Annotated in this window: 15 protein-coding genes; 2 read left to right on the top strand and 13 right to left on the bottom strand. The window is 57.8% G+C overall.

Features of this window, described 5'->3' with window-relative positions:
• Positions 1 to 9: 9 nt before the first annotated feature.
• Entirely contained in the window at positions 10 to 1002 is a 993-nt protein-coding gene (floA, locus tag HKN37_10525) for a flotillin-like protein FloA (protein ID NNE47082.1), read from the top strand.
• Positions 1003 to 1014: 12 nt separating this feature from the next.
• Positions 1015 to 1563, top strand: coding sequence for a hypothetical protein (locus HKN37_10520; protein NNE47081.1), 549 nt, complete (start codon positions 1015 to 1017; stop codon positions 1561 to 1563).
• On the opposite strand, the gene HKN37_10515 is transcribed toward HKN37_10520, so the two are convergent.
• The 13 genes from HKN37_10515 to HKN37_10455 form a co-directional block, all read right to left on the bottom strand.
• Positions 1560 to 2819: an HlyC/CorC family transporter gene (locus HKN37_10515; protein NNE47080.1), complete on the bottom strand. Its 1260-nt coding sequence runs from the start codon at positions 2817 to 2819 to the stop codon at positions 1560 to 1562. The two genes, HKN37_10520 and HKN37_10515, sit on opposite strands and share 4 nt — an antisense overlap.
• Entirely contained in the window at positions 2819 to 3601 is a 783-nt protein-coding gene (locus HKN37_10510) for an enoyl-CoA hydratase (GenBank protein NNE47079.1), read from the bottom strand. Before HKN37_10510 ends, HKN37_10515 begins: the two co-directional genes overlap by 1 nt.
• Positions 3602 to 3645: 44 nt before the next feature.
• Entirely contained in the window at positions 3646 to 4518 is an 873-nt protein-coding gene (locus tag HKN37_10505) for a hypothetical protein (protein NNE47078.1), read from the bottom strand.
• Between the two features lie 31 nt (positions 4519 to 4549).
• Entirely contained in the window at positions 4550 to 5035 is a 486-nt protein-coding gene (locus HKN37_10500) for a hypothetical protein (GenBank protein ID NNE47077.1), read from the bottom strand.
• A gap of 13 nt (positions 5036 to 5048) precedes the next feature.
• Positions 5049 to 5822 (bottom strand): PspA/IM30 family protein, encoded by a 774-nt coding sequence (locus HKN37_10495; protein ID NNE47076.1) that lies wholly within the window; start codon positions 5820 to 5822, stop codon positions 5049 to 5051.
• A gap of 82 nt (positions 5823 to 5904) precedes the next feature.
• Entirely contained in the window at positions 5905 to 7251 is a 1347-nt protein-coding gene (locus HKN37_10490) for a thymidine phosphorylase (protein NNE47075.1), read from the bottom strand.
• Between the two features lie 75 nt (positions 7252 to 7326).
• Complete coding sequence (gene rpmE / locus HKN37_10485) at positions 7327 to 7539, bottom strand: 50S ribosomal protein L31 (protein NNE47074.1); 213 nt, start codon at positions 7537 to 7539, stop codon at positions 7327 to 7329.
• A gap of 96 nt (positions 7540 to 7635) precedes the next feature.
• Positions 7636 to 9705, bottom strand: coding sequence for an excinuclease ABC subunit UvrB (gene uvrB, locus HKN37_10480; GenBank protein NNE47073.1), 2070 nt, complete (start codon positions 9703 to 9705; stop codon positions 7636 to 7638).
• Between the two features lie 99 nt (positions 9706 to 9804).
• Positions 9805 to 10734 carry a hypothetical protein gene (locus HKN37_10475; protein NNE47072.1) on the bottom strand — a complete coding sequence of 310 codons (930 nt, stop codon included), beginning with the start codon at positions 10732 to 10734 and terminating at the stop codon, positions 9805 to 9807.
• A complete protein-coding gene (locus HKN37_10470; GenBank protein NNE47071.1) occupies positions 10731 to 13040 on the bottom strand; it encodes a TonB-dependent receptor plug domain-containing protein in 2310 nt (769 codons plus the stop codon). The genes HKN37_10475 and HKN37_10470 overlap by 4 nt, the downstream gene beginning before the upstream one ends.
• A gap of 50 nt (positions 13041 to 13090) precedes the next feature.
• On the bottom strand, positions 13091 to 14380 hold the full coding sequence (locus HKN37_10465) for an ABC transporter permease (protein ID NNE47070.1): 1290 nt from the start codon (positions 14378 to 14380) through the stop codon (positions 13091 to 13093).
• A gap of 39 nt (positions 14381 to 14419) precedes the next feature.
• Entirely contained in the window at positions 14420 to 15334 is a 915-nt protein-coding gene (locus tag HKN37_10460; protein ID NNE47069.1) for an ATP-binding cassette domain-containing protein, read from the bottom strand.
• Positions 15335 to 15369: 35 nt separating this feature from the next.
• Entirely contained in the window at positions 15370 to 17592 is a 2223-nt protein-coding gene (locus HKN37_10455) for a Na-K-Cl cotransporter (GenBank protein ID NNE47068.1), read from the bottom strand.
• Between the last annotated feature and the right edge of the window lie 89 nt (positions 17593 to 17681).

The following is a 17681-nucleotide window of genomic DNA, read 5'->3' as shown; positions in this document are numbered from 1 at the left end:
CTCGCAGCCATGGAATCACTTATCTCCGGAGCAGGATTGCTGATCATCCTGCTCGTCGTAATCGGCCTTGTTCTTTTTCTCTACTTCATTCCCGTTGGGCTGTGGGTTACGGCTTACTTCTCGGGTGTCAAGCTGAAACTGGTGCGTGATCTGGTGGGCATGAGGCTCCGCAAAGTGCCCCCCGCCGCCATCGTGAAGTCGATGATCACGGGGCACAAGGCAGGAGTTCATCTCGAGACCCCGCAGTTGGAGGCCCACTACCTGGCGGGCGGCAACGTGCAGAAGGTGGTCAATGCCCTTATTTCGGCCGACAAGGCCAACATTGACCTCCAGTACACGCAGGCGGCCGCTATCGATCTGGCCGGCCGTGATGTGTATGAGGCTGTTCAGATGTCTGTCAATCCGAAGGTCATCGAAACACCTCCGGTATCGGCGGTCGCGAAGGACGGCATTCAGCTCCGCGCCGTTTCAAGAGTCACGCTTCGAGCCAATATAGACCGACTTGTCGGTGGTGCCGGCGAAGAGACCATCATCGCCCGCGTCGGAGAGGGCATTGTGTCGACGATCGGTTCGGCCAATACCTACAAAGAGGTTCTGGAGAATCCGGATTCGATTTCCAAGGTGGTTCTTTCAAAGGGCCTTGATTCCGGCACTGCGTTCGAGATCCTTTCAATCGACATCGCAGATGTTGATGTTGGCGATAACATCGGTGCCATGCTCCAGGCAAATCAGGCAGACGCGGATCTTCAGGTCGCTCGAGCCAAGGCGGAGGAGCGCAGGGCAGCGGCTGTCGCCCGTGAGCAGGAAATGAAGGCGGCGGTTGTGGAGCAGAAGGCGAAGGTCATGGAGGCGGAGGCCGCTGTGCCGAGAGCCATTGCCGAGGCGTTTCGCTCGGGCAACCTTGGCATCATGGACTACTATCGGCTTCGCAATATCCAGTCTGACACCGGCATGCGTGACGCGATTGGTCGCGGTGACGACACGGACAAACCCGGCACTTGATCCGCGCGCCAAATGACGGACGAATCGGGTGGTGAACGTATTGCGAGGCTCACGGCGTTTGCGAGTGTCGGAACGGTAACCACCGCCCAGGAACTCATGAGCACCCTGCTGAACGACATCGAGGGTGCTGATGCAAATCTCGTCGCTGAAGAAACCCTGAGCATGGTCGCTGTGGCCACGGCCCGCGCCGTTGAGGCATCTCTCGTCGACGGCGCATCCATCCTCTCGTCCGTGTTGATCGAACTGCCGTTCCTCTACCGCGACTATCTCATCGGGAGCGTCATGGTGAGCGAAGCGTCGTCGGACCGTGACACGGACCTTGACGTCTACGGCCGTCTTTCCAGGGCCCGTTCATTCTACGAGGTGCACTTTCCGCACGGACAGCTTCCGGGTCCACGTGCACTTGCCGACAAGATGGCGCTCTGGATGGGCAGGGTAAGCCCGCCGCGCCTGCCCGACATGCCAACGGATAGACTACAGCGCCTTCAGCTTGTCCCGCGTCTTGCGGAGCACACGCGAGTGGTGCTGGAGTACGCGAGGCATGACTCCGGGATCGACTAGGGAAGAATGATCTTGACCAGATCGATCCGGTTTGCTGCGGACTCCAGAACGCTGAACGAGTGCCCGTCCAGTTCAAACTGCTCGGGCGTGGTGGGGATCGATCCCAGCCGCTCCATCAAGTAGCCGGCGATCGTCTCGTAATCTCCCTCGGGAAAGTCGATGCCGAATTTTTCCGAGAGTTTGTCGACTTCGACGCGGCCGCTAACAATCAGTGTGCGGTCATCGATCTTGCGAACGATCCGTTCGTCCTCGTCAAACTCATCGAGAATGTCTCCGAACAGTTCCTCGAGGAGATCCTCAAGAGTTACTAGTCCAGCCGTTCCGCCGTATTCATCGACGACCAGCGCGACGGAGATGTTGTCGCTCAGGAACTGCCGCAGCAGGTCTTTGGATGGTTTCGATTCCGGAACCGCGGAAATCGGCCGGATAATCTCTGAAATCGAACCAGGCATTCGGAAGAGGTCGTACGCAAACGCCACCCCGATAATGTTGTCGATGTTCTCGTGATACACGAGCAGCTTTGAGTGACCGGTTTCAAGAAAGCGCTCCCGCACCTGCTCGAGGCTCATCGTATCGTCGACCGCTTTGATGTCCGTCCTCGGGACCATCGACCCCTTCAGACGAATCGAGTTCATCGCCAGGACCTTCGAAAGCAGCGCGCTTTCTTCTCGATCCAGATCGAGATCGCCGCGTTTCATGCTCTCTTCCAGGATCAACTCGAAGTCGCGTCGCATGAATTGCGAGAACGTTTCGGCGTCTATGTTGAAAAGGCGGATGAGTCCGTTAGAGGCGAACGCCGCAAGCTTGATGAGCGGGAGCAGCAGATAGTAGGTCGTACGCAGCGGGATCGCGAGGGCAAAGACGGACCGGGTGGGTATCTCCCGCAGAATAGACTTCGGAAGAATCTCGCCGAAGAACAGAACGATGATCGATGCGATCATGGTCTGACTGAACAGCGTCGCGATCTCGACGGCGGTTCGCCCCGCACCCAGACTTGTGAACGCGGCATGCAAGGATGGCTCGAGCAGAATGGCCATCAGCGTTGAGTAGGCAACGAGCGCGAGGTTGTTGCCTACCAGCGTCGTGGTTAGAAGTTTGGCGGGGTCGTTTATGAAGTCTCGAGCGATGGGGCCGACGACCCGTGATCCCCGGGCGAAGACCTCAACCTTGAGTCGATTGGCCGCAACGAAGGCGATCTCGGAACCCGAAAACAACGCACTCAGGATCAGCAGGACGATGATGGCTGCGATTTCCATTATCGACCCTTGAAGACCGGCTGACGTTTTTCAAGGAACGCCGAGACACCCTCTTTCGCGTCTTCCGTTTCCAGGGCTTTTCCGAAAAGCCTGGCCTCATACTTAAGTCCCTTGTCAAGAGACCCGTCCGCTGCATTCATTGCCTGCAATGCGAGACCGATAGCCACGGGCGCCTTTGCCGAGGCCCGCGTCACCAGGTGGCGAGCCTGTTCTATCAGTGACTCATCCGGCACGAGCTTGTTGACGAGACCGATCTCATAGGCGCGCTGGGCCGAAATTCTTTCTCCCGTAAGGATCAACTCGGTCGCTCGTCCTCGCCCGATGAGGCGGGGGAGTCTTTGTGTGCCGCCGTATCCGGGTATGATGCCAAGATTGACTTCCGGCTGTCCGAAACTTGCCGACTGCGATGCGATGCGCATGTGGCACGACAGCGCCAGTTCACATCCGCCTCCGAGCGCAAAACCATTCACTGCCGCAACCACCGGCTTCGAAAGATTTTCGATCATGTCGAACACTTCCTGACCCCGTCGGGCAAACTTCTCGGCCTCCGACGACGACAGATTCTGAAACTGCTTGATATCGGCGCCGGCCACAAAAGCTTTGGATCCGGAGCCCGTAATCACGACGCCTTTGACGGACGACTCGGACGGTAGTGATCGAAATACTGCATCGAGCTCATCGATTACAGTCGCGTTCAGAGCGTTTAGTTTGTCCGGTCGATTGACGGTGAGAAGCAGGGTGCCGTCGGCATCGACCTCGTACAGAAGCGTTGAGAATTTCATAGTCGGGAACGGGAAAGTGCTCTTCCGTGCGTCGGGGAAACGCTCTACTCCTTCACGCGAGTGGCATCGGAACCCTTCGACTCTTCCTCGGACTCTGACGAATAGGCGTCAAGGTCTCGGAGAAGGTCGGTGGGGCGGGCGAACACCTCCTCGATTTCCTCGATTGCCAGCTGGGTTTCCTCGACTTCGGTGAGCAATGTATCGAGCTGAAACGTTATTTCCTCGGGATTGCTGAGCGTGAGCGACTGCTCATGGATGTACTTGACCACATCCTCAATCGTTTCGAGCTGTGCACGGATAATCTCCACGTTCTCTCGTCCCTTCTTGAATCGCCCGAGGCGTTGCTCAAGAATCCGTAGCCTGCGCTCCTTGATTGATCGAACCTTCGGCGAGTCGTCTGCCATGTCCGTTCGAAGAGCCTCGATTGCGCTGACAACCTCCCCTTCGGAGCTGGCGTGAGATGAGTATTCGTATCGTTCTTCCTGGTACAGCAGGTTGAGATACGAGTCCAGCAGTCCGTTGATCTTCTTCAGGTGGCTGTCGAGCATGCCCTGGGAGGCATAGCTCAGCTTCTGGTAGTTCGACTGGATGTCGCGTCCGAGTTTCCGCAGCCTTGCGTATCGCCGTTGGCTCTGTTTGGACAGGTGTTGAAAGATCTCCTTCTGGGACGGCGGCTTGGCGTGCTCTGCGGCTCGCTGCGAACGAATCGCGCGACGGAAACGGTCCTGTCTGGGCACCATGCCAAGGAAGAGCAGCTCTATCGCGGTGGCAAACAGAAGGATGGTCTCGAATGGCCAGGATGCGCCGCTGAAGAACAAACTGACCGAGAACGACACGACCATCGCACCGATCAGGAACGCGAGGTTCCAGGGGTGCAGAAAGGCTTCCTTCGTGTAATTAATGTTTCGATCGTTCATTCAGTGACTTCGGTTTGAGGGGCTACACCCGCTACGGCCTCCTCATTCGACCGATGGTCTTTTCCGGAAGCGGGCCGGTATCCTCAGCATCGTCGTCTTTCTCATCGGACTCCGAACTGCGGGGACCCGGTGATTCCGCGACGGCCTCGCCAGCATCCGGCTGTGGGACGGCCATCTCCTCACGCAGCTGCTCGACGAGGCTTCTGGCGCGTTCCTTCTGCAGTTCGGCATCCGCTTTCATCAGGGCCTCATCCGCGGCGTCGCGTTCCTGGTGTTCTTTTGCGGATTCTAGTGCGACGTCCAGACGGGCTTCATAATGAGCGGTCTCAAGCGCCAGCTTGTCGACCATGTTCTCATGCGTCTCCAGCGCCGACTGCGAGCTTGAGCTCATCTTCGTGACGGACTGCGCGATAGATTTGCTACGTTCGAGGCCGCGCACAGCCTTCTTGAGTTTCTTGAGCGCTCGGAGGTGCTCTTTTTCAGCCTCCTTGATTCGCTCGAATTCTTCGGGGGTCATTTCAACGGCACCTCTATTCGGTTTGCGTCCGTTGTTTCCCGATCGTCTTCTGACCCTGTTCGGCCTCCTTTTCGGGGACTTCAAGCTTCGCTTCTTCCTCCGGAGCCTCAACGTCTTCACCGACGCCCATCTCGAGCTTGAACTGCTTGACGATCTCAGATGCCCGGATTGTGCGCGCGTCTTCCTCAATCTGAATGGCCTCGCTGTCGATCGAGTCCAGCGCTACTTCCATCCGCGCCTCCTGTCGTGCCGTTTCCTCCTGAATGCGATTGAGCATTTCGTCGTGAGTCTGATCGACCCCGGCCACCTCGAATTGCTCGAGCGTATCGGCGATGCGCGCCTGCCACTTGGCGCGCTCGTGCGCTCTAAGGGCGTCCTTCGCCTCCTGAATCTTGCGGTCCTTCTCGCGCATGAAGGCCTTCTTGACCTGAAGCGCTTTGTCATACGCCGCAGTGGCGTACTTGAGCTGCTCTTTCGTCCGTATGTGAGCCTCCTTCATCTCTTCAAGCCGGATGGCGTACTGCTGGGCAATGTCGTCCCGGCCAGCCTTGATGCCAGCTTTGATCTTCGCCGTGAAGTCCGCGATCTCCGACGCATAGCGTTTCTGCTCCTTCTGCAGGAGCATCACGTTCGCCTTGACGGTCGCGATATTCTCATTCATCTTGGGGACCTGATCGTTCAGCTCCCGCATGTTCTGTTCCAGGATCAGACGAGGGTCTTCGAGGGCCGAGATCGCTCCTCCAAAAATGGAACGAACCCAGCGTGAAAATCGTGACCAGATGGACATGATGACTTCTTATTTATTCCGAAAATCCGTGCTATCGTCAAATATAGCGCTCAGGGCCGTCTCGAACATTCTCCTGCGACCGTCAGTTGACGGACGAATTCCACCGACCTTCCACCAGTCGGTCGATAACTACCTGTCGCGGTGCGGGCGCTGTATCGCCCGTCGCGAAAGCATCGCGGACGGATATCAAGAATGGCTCTGCAAGATCTGAGCTGCGAGTATGTAGACGAGCCAGACAGTCGCCGGGTTGCACCCTGTCGCCGCGCTTTCGGCACAATGTGATTCCGGCAAGCGGATCCACGTCATCATCAACCCTCATCCGACCCGCTCCGAGCCTTGTTGCCGCTTGACCTATCGCCAGGGCATCTATCGACGCGATGAATCCGTCCTGGCTCGAAGAAGCCACCACTTCGGTCGTGATGGCACTTTCTCCCATGAGTTCAGGATTCTGGACGACTTTCGTGTCGCCTCCCTGTGCGGCCACCATTCGAGAAAAGACATCGAACGCCGTGCCATTCTCGAGCAGGGACTGCAGCTTTTCGCGTGCAGTCGCGAGATCGGAGGCCACTCCTCCAAGTACAAGCATCTCCGAGCCAAGCGAGAGAGTCAGCTCCGTCACTTCGGGGACAGTTTCCCCCTGAAGGCAGCGAATGGCTTCTTCCATTTCGCACCAGTTGCCAACGGCGTAGCCCAGCGGATCGCTCATTTCTGTGAGAAGTGCCACAGAGCGGGTGCCGAAATGTTCGCCGATGTCAACGAGGGTCTCCGCGAGCCGACGAGCCTTCCGGGCGTCCGGCATAAAAGCGCCCTTACCCACCTTTACGTCGAGTACAAGCGCGTCAATACCCTCAGCCAGCTTCTTACTCATGATCGACGCAGCAATGAGCGGGACGGATTCTACCGTCGACGTGACGTCTCGCAGGGCGTAGAGCTTCTTGTCCGCCGGAGCAATTTCACTGGTCTGCCCGATCATCACGACGCCAAGCTCCCGCAGCTGTTCGTGGTATTCGCCGAGCGTGAGGCTCGTACGAAAGCCGGGTATGGACTCGAGTTTATCCAGCGTTCCACCCGTATGGCCGAGGCCCCTTCCCGAGATCATCGGTACCGGCACACCGGCAGATGCAACCAGAGGAGCGAGTATGAGTGACAACTTGTCGCCGACGCCCCCGGTTGAGTGCTTGTCGACTTTGACTCCCGGCACATCGCTCAGGTCGACGATCGTACCGGACTTGAGCATGGCTTCCGCCAGGGCAAACGTCTCCGCTCCGTCCATCCCTCTCAGGAATACGGCCATCAGGAATGCAGACATCTGGTAGTCTGGCACCTGGCCGTCCGTATAGGCGTCAATCAGCTGCCGGATTTCAGCGGGCGTCAGTTGCCCTCCGTCTCGCTTTACGGCAATCAATCGGACCGGATCGAGGTCACCCATAATCTCACGCGGGGTTAAAAGAAAAACAGGCGATCCGCGGACGCAGATCGCCTGAAAAACTCGAGGCCGGTATCTCTACTTTTCCTTCTTCGCGTAACGGCGATTGAACTTCTCGACGCGACCGGCGGTGTCGACGTACTGGCGCCGACCCGTGTAGAAAGGATGGTTGGTCTTGTCGACCTCCGACACGTACGTATCGACGTCCATGGTGGAACGCGTCTGGATGATCGTGCCGTCCGCAAGGCGAACCTTGACCATCTTGTAGTCGGGATGTATGCCCTTTTTCATCGTCCTGATTCCAGATTCTTCTCTTCTAGCAGCCTGCAAGTATACGATTTTCTGTCGCTGAAAGCAATCCGCCGATTCCACGCCCGAACGTCGTTATCAGCCTTCATCGCCTCCAATGGGCTCTTCGAGCTGCTGAATACTGTCTCGAAGCTCTGCTGCACGCTCAAAATCGAGGTTGTCGCTGGCCTCCAGCATCTCTTCCCTGAGGTTCTCGATCAGATCCCGACGCTGCTCGTCCGTCAGGTAGCGCGCCACCGGGTCGGCCACACGCCGTGCCTGCCCATCCCCGTCACCGCGACCCGACGACGGACCTCCGACCGGTATCTGCTTTTCCTCGGCGATAATCGTGCCCTGAAGTATCTGATCTCTCGACTTCAGAACGGTCTTCGGGATGATCCCATGCTCCTCGTTGTAGGCGATCTGAATCTTTCGCCTTCTATTCGTTTCCGAGATCATCCGTTGCATCGAGCCCGTCATCTTGTCGGCATACATGACGATCAGACCGTTTACGTTTCTGGCCGCCCGACCTGCAGTCTGAATGAGCGAACGTTCGCTGCGTAGAAATCCCTCCTTGTCAGCGTCGAGGATTGCAATCAGAGACACTTCAGGAAGGTCGAGGCCTTCCCGGAGAAGGTTGACCCCGACAAGCACGTCAAACTCACCAAGACGGAGATCCCGCAGAATCTCCACGCGCTCGAGCGCATCAATGTCTGAGTGGAGGTATCGGACCCCGATGCCGTATGACTCCAGATAGTCGGAAAGGTCCTCGGCCATCCGTTTGGTGAGCGTGGTGACAAGACATCGTTCAGATTCCTTGACGGTGCGTCGTATCTCTTCGAGAAGATCATCGATCTGATTCCTGGTCGGTCTGATCTCCACCACGGGGTCCGGAATTCCCGTCGGCCTGATTATCTGCTCGACCACCACACCGGCGCTTCGTTCGAGTTCGTGGTCCGCGGGGGTGGCGCTGGCGTAGATCACCTGATTCTGGGCCGCCTCGAATTCCTCGAACGTCATTGGCCGATTATCGAGGGCGGAGGGGAGACGAAATCCGTGTTCAACCAGGTTGAGCTTCCGCGCTCGATCGCCGTTGTACATGGCGCGCACCTGAGGCAGCGTCACATGGCTCTCGTCTATAATCATGAGGAAGTCATCGGGGAAGTAGTCCAGCAGGCAATACGGCCGCTCGCCCGGGTCGCGGCGGGAAAGGTGACGCGAATAGTTCTCGATTCCCGCGCAGTAGCCTACCTCGCGCATCATCTCAAGATCAAACAGGGTTCGCTGCTCAAGGCGCTGGGCTTCCAGCAGTCGGTTTTCCTCCCGGAGCACGGCGAGCCGCCAGTTCAACTCCTCCTGGATCGACTTGAGTGCCTTGTCGAGTTCGTCCCGCGGCGTAACAAACAGCTTCGCGGGATAAATGGTCAAGAACTCTTCTTCCGACTCGGTCTGGCCCGATACCGGTTCGAAAACGCTGACCTGCTCGATCTCGTCTCCCCAGAACTCGATACGATACGCGAGGTCCTCCATATACGCGGGGAACACTTCAACGACATCGCCGCGAACGCGAAAATTGCCCGGAACGAATTCGACGTCGTTTCTGCTGTAGTGGATTCCGACCAGGTCGCGCAGCAGCTGGTTTCTGTCATATTCCTGGCCAGCGCGAAACTGGACAATCTGAGACCGATACTCGTCGGGCGAACCTATGCCGTATATGCACGAAACGCTGGCTACTACGATCACGTCCTCTCGGCCCGAGGTCAGCATACTCGTTGCCCGCAGCCGCAGCCGGTCTATGCGGTCGTTGATAGACATGTCCTTTTCGATGTAAGTGTCGGAATGGACGATGTATGCCTCCGGCTGGTAGTAGTCGTAATAGGAGATGAAGAACTCGACCGCATTGTCCGGGAAGAACTGGGTGAACTCTGCATAGAGCTGTGCCGCGAGCGTCTTGTTGTGGCTCATCACGAGCGTCGGCTTGCCGTGCTGTGCGATGACGTGACTGAGTGTGAACGTCTTGCCAGTGCCCGTCGCTCCGAGAAGCACTTGCTGATCATCGCCGCGTTTCAGTCCGGAGACGAGCTCCACGATCGCTGAGGGCTGATCACCGGTGGGCTCAAACGGCGAGGTGAGTTTGAAAGACTTCTTGTCAGTGGAACTGTGGGGCATTCACAATGGCCTGCTTCTGATTCGCTGCCTGATACAGGTGCGTGCGTTCCAGGTTGCGACGATATCGCGGTTGGCTTGAGATTCATGTTGGAAGCGGCCTTATCTCGGGGCTGGATCCGAGCCGTCCAGGCCAAGGGCAGCCCTCATTGCTTCGTCGGTAATGTCCCAGAACCGCAGGTAGTCTCCAATCGATCCGATGAAGCCGAAACCGTTTTCCACATTGGATAATCCACCGGGCTGCGCAAGGATCTCGATATCTATCGGTCCATCGACAAGCGGCCACTGTTCATCTGCCCAGCGGACGCGGACGCCCATGCCGTTGAGCGACAAACGCGGGCCAAGAACGGGCTCGGCCACAGTCCGAACGAACGCGGCGTCTCTCGAAAGGTCGAGCGTGAATTGCCATCCTCCGTTCCCGTTCCCCGCACCCTCGGCATCATACGATCGCGTGACACGAAAGAAATGCGACACGCCCCCATCTGTTACATCGTAAAACACCTCGATATTTGCTGCCAGCGTCACGCCCGGCAGGGCAATGTCCTGAAAGAGGATCCCCGAGTCCTCGCGAAACTGGCTGCGGACGGGCTCCGAAAGCGATGTCAACAGAGGTATCACTGTCGTGGCGCTGCTGCCCTTTCCGTCGGATCGCACGACGTCTATGCGATACGCACGACCCGGTCGCGGCACCTGTGACGACCGAAAGATATGTGCGTATGCACCGTCCGAGAGCTGTGAGAGCTCGTGGCGCCACACAACGGAAACCCCCGTCTCCAGATCGGTACTGGTCACCGCTGCATCGATGAACGCGTTATCGTCTGTGGGCGATCGGATAACCTCGGGCGTGCGTCGGACGGGACTGATGCGAATCTCCTGCTCCACTCTTGTCGCGTCCAGAAACCCGTACATCGTGAAGTACGCTCCCTGGCCTTCAAACGGGTCGATCTTCGTATCCTCAAACATCTCGCAGCTCACAGGCGTGGCGCAAAGAAAGAGAATGACCAGTCCTCGTATGGCGGATCTTGCTGTCATAGCAACTCGATCTTGAATCCGACCGACGGTGTGAGCGGCATCTGATCGACTCGTCTGAGCGTGAAGAGGTCGAAGTAGAACAGGTTGTTGCGATTCAGCAGGTTCACGATTCCGGCCCGCACGGTTGCGCGCGCACGTCCAAGATCGACAACCTTGTCCAGCCACACATCGACCCGCTCGTAGTTGGGTTGGCGACCGCCGAACGGCTCCAGATACAGGACCCTGATGGTACCGGGGTCGCTTGATACCTGCGACGCCGGAGTCAGGTATTGCCAGACATCGAACCCTGCTGATTTCGTCAGCGGAAATCCGGACCCGTACTGCCATTGTATGATCACTCCCAGTCCGTCACGTTCCACTCTGACCATGGCATTCACTTGATGCGTTCGATGCTGCGCCGGATGGTACGAGAACGTGTCGGTTCGGTATTCTACATCGGATAGTGCATAGCTCACGTATCCGGAAAATGTGGACCGGTTGATAAATGGGCGAGCATCTGTTTCGATGCGCACGTCAAGTCCTCGTGCGGTTCCATCGGCGGGCTGCAGGGCCGTCGTAAAACCTGGAAAGGGGCTGAAGACCGGCACCGACAGACTGGAAAATGTCTTCACGTATCCCTCCACCGCGAAACCGATTCCTCCGGGAAATTGTGAGGACCATCCACTCACAGCGTGCCAGGCGGCCGGCAACTCCAGCGAGTCAGCGGCAGGGACCCAGGCTGTGAATACATTGCCGACGTCACGCTCGTCGGACAGTCCGACAATGAGTTGATGGAATCGCCCGAACGCGGCATGTGCCGTATGTAGACCGAACGCCAACGGGACCGACCACGTCATGCGGAGTCGCGGGTCAACCTTGAGGTCGTCGCGATCCGGGATGACATACACATTAACTCCGGGGTTCACGCTGAGGCGGTCATTGCCAACATTGCTGACAGCCTCCGCAAACGCATTGATCTCAGTCGTCTTGACGGAGCCCTCTTCGAGATCCTGGAACTGTCCGCCCAGTTCGTACGCCATGGTGGATTCTCGCCAGCGGGCACCGACTTTGAATTCGCCAGGTTTGCCAAATACCGAGGCAACGAGACTCGCATCCGTGCTCTCGATGGAAGCCGATCGCTCCGGGACATCTTTTGGTCCGATCTCGTTGGTGGATCGGGAAGTCGATGTATGCATCTCCAGGAACAGCGGCAGCCGCCGGGAGCGATATGCATACCGTCCGCCGACCGCGCGATTCGTCCACGAGACCTCTCGCTCTGAATCCTCGTCGGATTCACGCGGGACGAAACTTCCGTCGAAGTTCGTGACCGTCCCGGCGATATTGCCACGATCTGTCGTGCTGAGCCCAGTCACGGAGACCGTGTGACTCGCACCGACAAACGCATGCAGTTTAGCGAAGCGATCCCCGAACCGGTATGGCAAACGCTGGCCGTAGAGATTGGGCGTCAGCTCTTCCACGAGCGACTGTCGAGCCGATGCAACGAACGAAACGCGTTCGGGAATAATCGGACCTTCCAGCCGTGCTCCGCTCAGGAATGGAGCGATTGCGGCCGATCCGGCGAAACGCTCCTTGTTACCATTCCGCGTTGATACATCCATCACCGAGGAGAGCCGCGTTGAGTAGGCGGCTCCGAACCCGGCGGTGTACACGTCGGCGTGATCGACGATCTCTTCCGGGAACGCTGAATAGAAGCTGACAATGTGGAAGGGCTGATAAATCGGGATACCATCCAGAAGCGCCAGATTCTGGTCGGTCGAACCCCCGCGGACGAAGAACTGCCCGCCACGATCACCCTGTATTGCGACGCCCGGTATGGTCTGAAGATACCCGGCCAGATCTCCGCTTGCGCCCAGCACCGGAACGCGCTGGATATCCGCCGGCTGGACGACTTGCAATCCGGCACTCACCGCTGTGATGCCGCCCTCGGCCTGGACCTCAACGATCACTTCCTCCATGCTCTGTGCTGCAGGCACGAGCACGATCCGCATGAACTCCTGCCGATCTGCTCGAACGTCAACGGACTCGCGAGCCGGCGCATACCCCACGTACGTAACTACCATCTCGTACCGATCTGGAGTTACCCTCGGCAGGATAAAGTATCCATCTCCATCGGTAGCCGTGCCGAAGCGTAATCTTCCTTCCTGTTGCAGAACAATCGAGGCGCCCTGTAGAGGCCGCATAGTCTGCGAGTCACGAACGAATCCTCGAAGCGTGGCCGTCTGTCCCGTGGCCTCTACGACGACAAGGTTGACCAGAACGGCAGTCAGAAGGGCGACAAGTACAGAAATGCGACCGGGCGTATTCATGTGGGTAGTCTAGGTCCGCGGACGCGACGGTGCAATCCCAATCGGCCGCTCTAGCCCTGCCGCAGCCAGCGGATGATGTCGGTGAAGCTGGGTTTCTTGCCGTACATCAGAATCCCCACGCGATAGATCCTGGACGATATCCAGATTGATCCAAGGAAGGCGCCGCCCAGAAGCGCAAGTGCCAGTATTGTTTGCCACAGGGGCACGTTGGTGGCTGCGATTCTCACCGTCATCAGAATGGGTGAGAAGAACGGGACGATCGAAAGCCAGAATGACAGCGCACTGTCCGGGCTCTCGATTACGTGCCCGATCATCAACATGGGAACGATGATGGGTGCGGCGATTGGAAGGACGAACTGCTGTGCATCGGACTCCTGCTCTACTGCGCTTCCTACGGCTGCAAACAGGCTGGCGTACAGCAGGTATCCGCCAATGAAAAAGAGAACGAAAAGAACAAACGCGCTGAACGGGATCTGCGGGATCGTCACGCCCGCCGCGTCGAGTACGGCCTGCTGATTGGTTGTCTCGGTCAGACCGTATTCGGCTGGATCGATAAACAGCGCTGCAATGGCGCCGCCAAACGCCATGATACCCATGCCAAGAATGCACCAGACGAGAAACTGCGTCAGGCCCATCGCTCCGATGCCAAGTACCTTGCCCATCATCAATTGAAATGGTCTGGCTGATGATGCGATGAGTTCGGCGATGCGGTTTGTCTTCTCCTCAATAACTCCGCGCATCACAAAGGCGCCGTAGATGAACATGCAGATATAGATGACGAATCCCATGACATAGCCGATGCCGGCAAGCGCCGTTGCAGCATCGGCCTCCTCACCCTGATCGGTAAGCTTTACCATTCGAACGTCGACGTTGTCGTTCAGAATCCGTAGCACGGCATCCGGCGCCCCGGCGTCTACCAGTCGGCGTTGCCTCACGGCACGATCTACGACCTGCTGGAGCTGGGTGGAAAACATCAAGCCTCCTCCCCCTCGCGAGTAGAAGGAAGCGGGCCCTAGTCCCTGAAGAACATCGGCCGGAAGCAACAAATACCCGTCAAGCAGTTGTTCTTCCACCATGAACCGAATCGTGTCAACGGGAACGTCGAGCTGAACCATCTCAAACTCGACAGGGAAATCCAGGGCATCGGCCAGTACGCCGGTCTCATCGACGATCGCGATCTTTCGCGTCACCTGCTCATCGACGGCGACCATGACAAAGACGGGGATAGCGATCAGGGCGATCATAAAGATCGGACCGAGCAATGTGCCGATGACAAAACCTTTGGTCTTCACCCGCTGAATGTACTCGCGTTGCGCAATTACCCACAGGGCACTTTTCATAAGACTGGCACGCTGTAACGCACGAAAGGTATATGCTGGCTACGCATGGACATCTGCCCCCGAAACCACAGCGATAAAGATCTCATTGAGGCTAGGCTCAACAAGTTCGAATTTATGAATCTCGTCGAGGTTGGCTATCGATGCCTCGAGGACTACTCGCGGTTCGGTTCCATCCAGCAGCCGCACCTCGGCTCGATTCTGGGTCTTGTTGATCACGCGGATATTTCCAACGGTTTCAAGCTGCGTTAGAAAGTCTGTGCTACCGCTGAACTCAAGATTGATAACATCTCTCCCGAAGGAGTTCTTGACGTCACGCAGTGCTCCGTCGAGGACAACGCGGCCATCGGAGACGAGGCAGATATCGTCGCAAAGTTGCTCGACCTGCTCCATGCGGTGCGACGCGAAGAGAATGGTGCGGCCGTCCTCCTTCAGTTCGAAAATGACTTCCTGCAGCAGCTCGGCGTTTAGCGGATCGAGTCCACTGAACGGTTCATCGAAAATCAGCAACTGTGGTTTGTGGGCGACTGTTGCGATGAACTGAACTTTTTGCTGCATCCCCTTGGACAGCTCCTCGATCTTCTTGCTCCCCCATGAGGAGGCTTCGAACCGATCCAGCCAGTATGTAATGGCGTCGCTTGCATCTGAACTGGACATGCCTTTCAGAGCCGCGAGATACTCTAGTTGGTCTCGCACGCGCATCTTCTTGTACAGGCCGCGCTCCTCAGGGAGATAGCCCATGACGCGTTGGCTCCAGGCGCCGACCGTGCGATCCTGAAACCGGATCTCACCCTCGTCGGGCATCGTGATGAAGGCGATCATCCGAATCGTTGACGTCTTCCCGGCGCCGTTGGGGCCAAGGAGTCCGAAAATCCGACCCTTATCAACGCTAAAGCTGACCCGGTCAACGGCCAGCTTTGTCGCATATTTCTTTGTAACAGCGGAGACCGTTAGCATGCCAGAAGGGAGAAGTAGTCTCCTTTTTGTTTCGTTCAGTTTCGAGTGGCTCGAGGGTCCTCTTGCGCACCCTGGTCCTTCTCGATCAGGACATCTCCAAACGAGATGTCCTCCGCGCTAAGTACGAGGACGGTCGACGCAAGGCCTTCGAGGCGCACCTGCAGGCGTTCGTAGTATTCCACGAAGCCAAGATGAGGTTCCGCCATACCCATGAATATCAGGTCTGCCTCGCTTGAGGAGTCGCGAAGAATCTCATCAAAAGATCGGCCGTCCGCGACAATCACGTCGCTCACCGCTCCGGTTCGTGCGCTATCGACAAGCTGATGCAAATTCTGACTCACAGTCGGAGCAGCATCGGCCGAAGGAACGACCATCTTGACCGTTACCTGTGCGCCACGCCACGACAGGCTGGTTTTGAGCAAGTAGGCAAGGATCATCATCAGCGCCCCGTTGCCCTTGAGGCCGCCCCACCAGACGTCGATGTGTCGGCGTCTTCCGAATCCCCGGTCGCTGTTGTGGCGCACGATCGCCGTGTTCCGTTTAGACCGGAAGAAATGTTCGATCATGCGGCAGTACTCGGCTCTGCGCTCTTTGGATTCGCTGTCGCCCATGAGGATCGTGTTCGGCACGAGAGCACCCAATCCATACAGGTCGACCAGAGCAGTCGCACCATCAAACGGCGTGGCGGCCGAAACGGCTCGTACCAGGCATCGAACGCCTTTTCGATCCATGAACTCGTGAATCGTATTCTCGAGGGCGGCAATCCGTGCCTGATCCACCGTAGGGCTTGTGACGACGGTAGATACTGTCATCAGGGCCTTGTTGTGGGAAATCGCCGAGGCAAGATCGATCAAGTGCCATCGCCGCGTCGGTGCACCGGAGAGCACAAGGATATGGGGACGCCAGTTTTTTGGGTCGGGGGTGTCTCGAAGGTGAAACAGTCCGGTTCGCGTAAGGGTCATCCAGATTCCCCTGCGAACGTCACCCCACTCGCTTCGGAGTTCCTTTCTCTCCAGCCAGAAATAGATCCCCGCCACGGTGATAACTGCGATGGTCGTCGCCAGCGGATTGATGAGAAACATCACTGCCCCGCATCCGATGGCGCCCAGAAATGAGACCGTCCAGTGCACCTGGAATTTGGGGCGAAACGAGGGGTTTCGAAGGAAGCGCTCCAGCCCTGCTGCGACGTTCAGAACGCCGTAGGTCGTCAGGAAAAACATGGTCAGCACGGGCGCGATCGCGTTGAGGTTGCCGAGCATCACAGTGATGAGCGCGATGGCGAAGGTCACGGCTGTTCCGATGCGCGGTTCATCTTCCGGCCCGGTCCCGCGTCCCAACCAGCGAAACGAATCTGGCAGGACCCCATCGCGGGCCAGAGCCTGTAGAACCCGCGGGGCGCCCAGGATGCTGCCGACGGCGCTGGAGAGTGTTGCGCCCCAAACACCGAGAAGGATGGCGTCGCCCCAGAACGCCATCCTCTTCATGATAAGCGGGTCGGAAACGAGTTCGCTTGCCGGCGCCCACCGAACGAGAAACAGCGGAACGATCATGTATATCGCGTAGCCCGCACCTACGGCGGCGAGGGTGCCGCGGGGAATCGATCGACCCGGATCACGGAGATCACCGGACATGTTCACGCCGGCCATGATTCCGGTTACGGCCGGGAAGAACACTGCAAAGACTACCCAGAATCCGGGCCCGTCGGTTACCGGAGTAGTCGAACTCACGAACTCGCCGCCGTCTATCGGTCCACCAAGCAAGAGGGACACAAGCGACAGACCGATCGCGCCCATGATGACGTACTGGGCCCGGATGGCCGCTCGGGCCGACTTCATCGCCAGAAGCGCCACGCCGACCGTCGTTACCATTCCGACCAGTTTCTCGTCGAGCGTAGGGAACACGCGAACGACACTCTCGGCAAAACCGATGGTGTAAAGTGCCACCGACAGCGCCTGGGCGATGTAAAGGGGAATGCCGACGGCGCCACCACTCTCGATGCCGAGTGTGCGGCTGATCATGTAGTACGCGCCGCCGACCTTGACTTGCTGCGCTGTTGCTATCGATGATATCGATAGCGCCGTCAGAAACGTTATCCCTGTGGAAAGGGTGACGATGGCAAGGGTCCCTGTCAGCCCGACGCTACCAACCACCCACCCGAATCTCAGGTACATGATTACGCCGAGGATCGTCAGAATCGAAGGTGTGAATACACCCTGAAACGTGGTCAACCCGGTTCCCTGGTTGGGTCGATCACTCATCTGCTGGCGCCCGGGTGGTGGATTGCGTGGGAGAGGCACAGTGCAGCGACAATGTCGCCAGGAACGTCGTGCAAACTACACAATTAATG

The organism is Rhodothermales bacterium (genome assembly GCA_013002345.1).
GTDB lineage: Bacteria > Bacteroidota > Rhodothermia > Rhodothermales > JABDKH01 > JABDKH01.
This window is presented reverse-complemented; position numbering and strand designations above follow the sequence as displayed.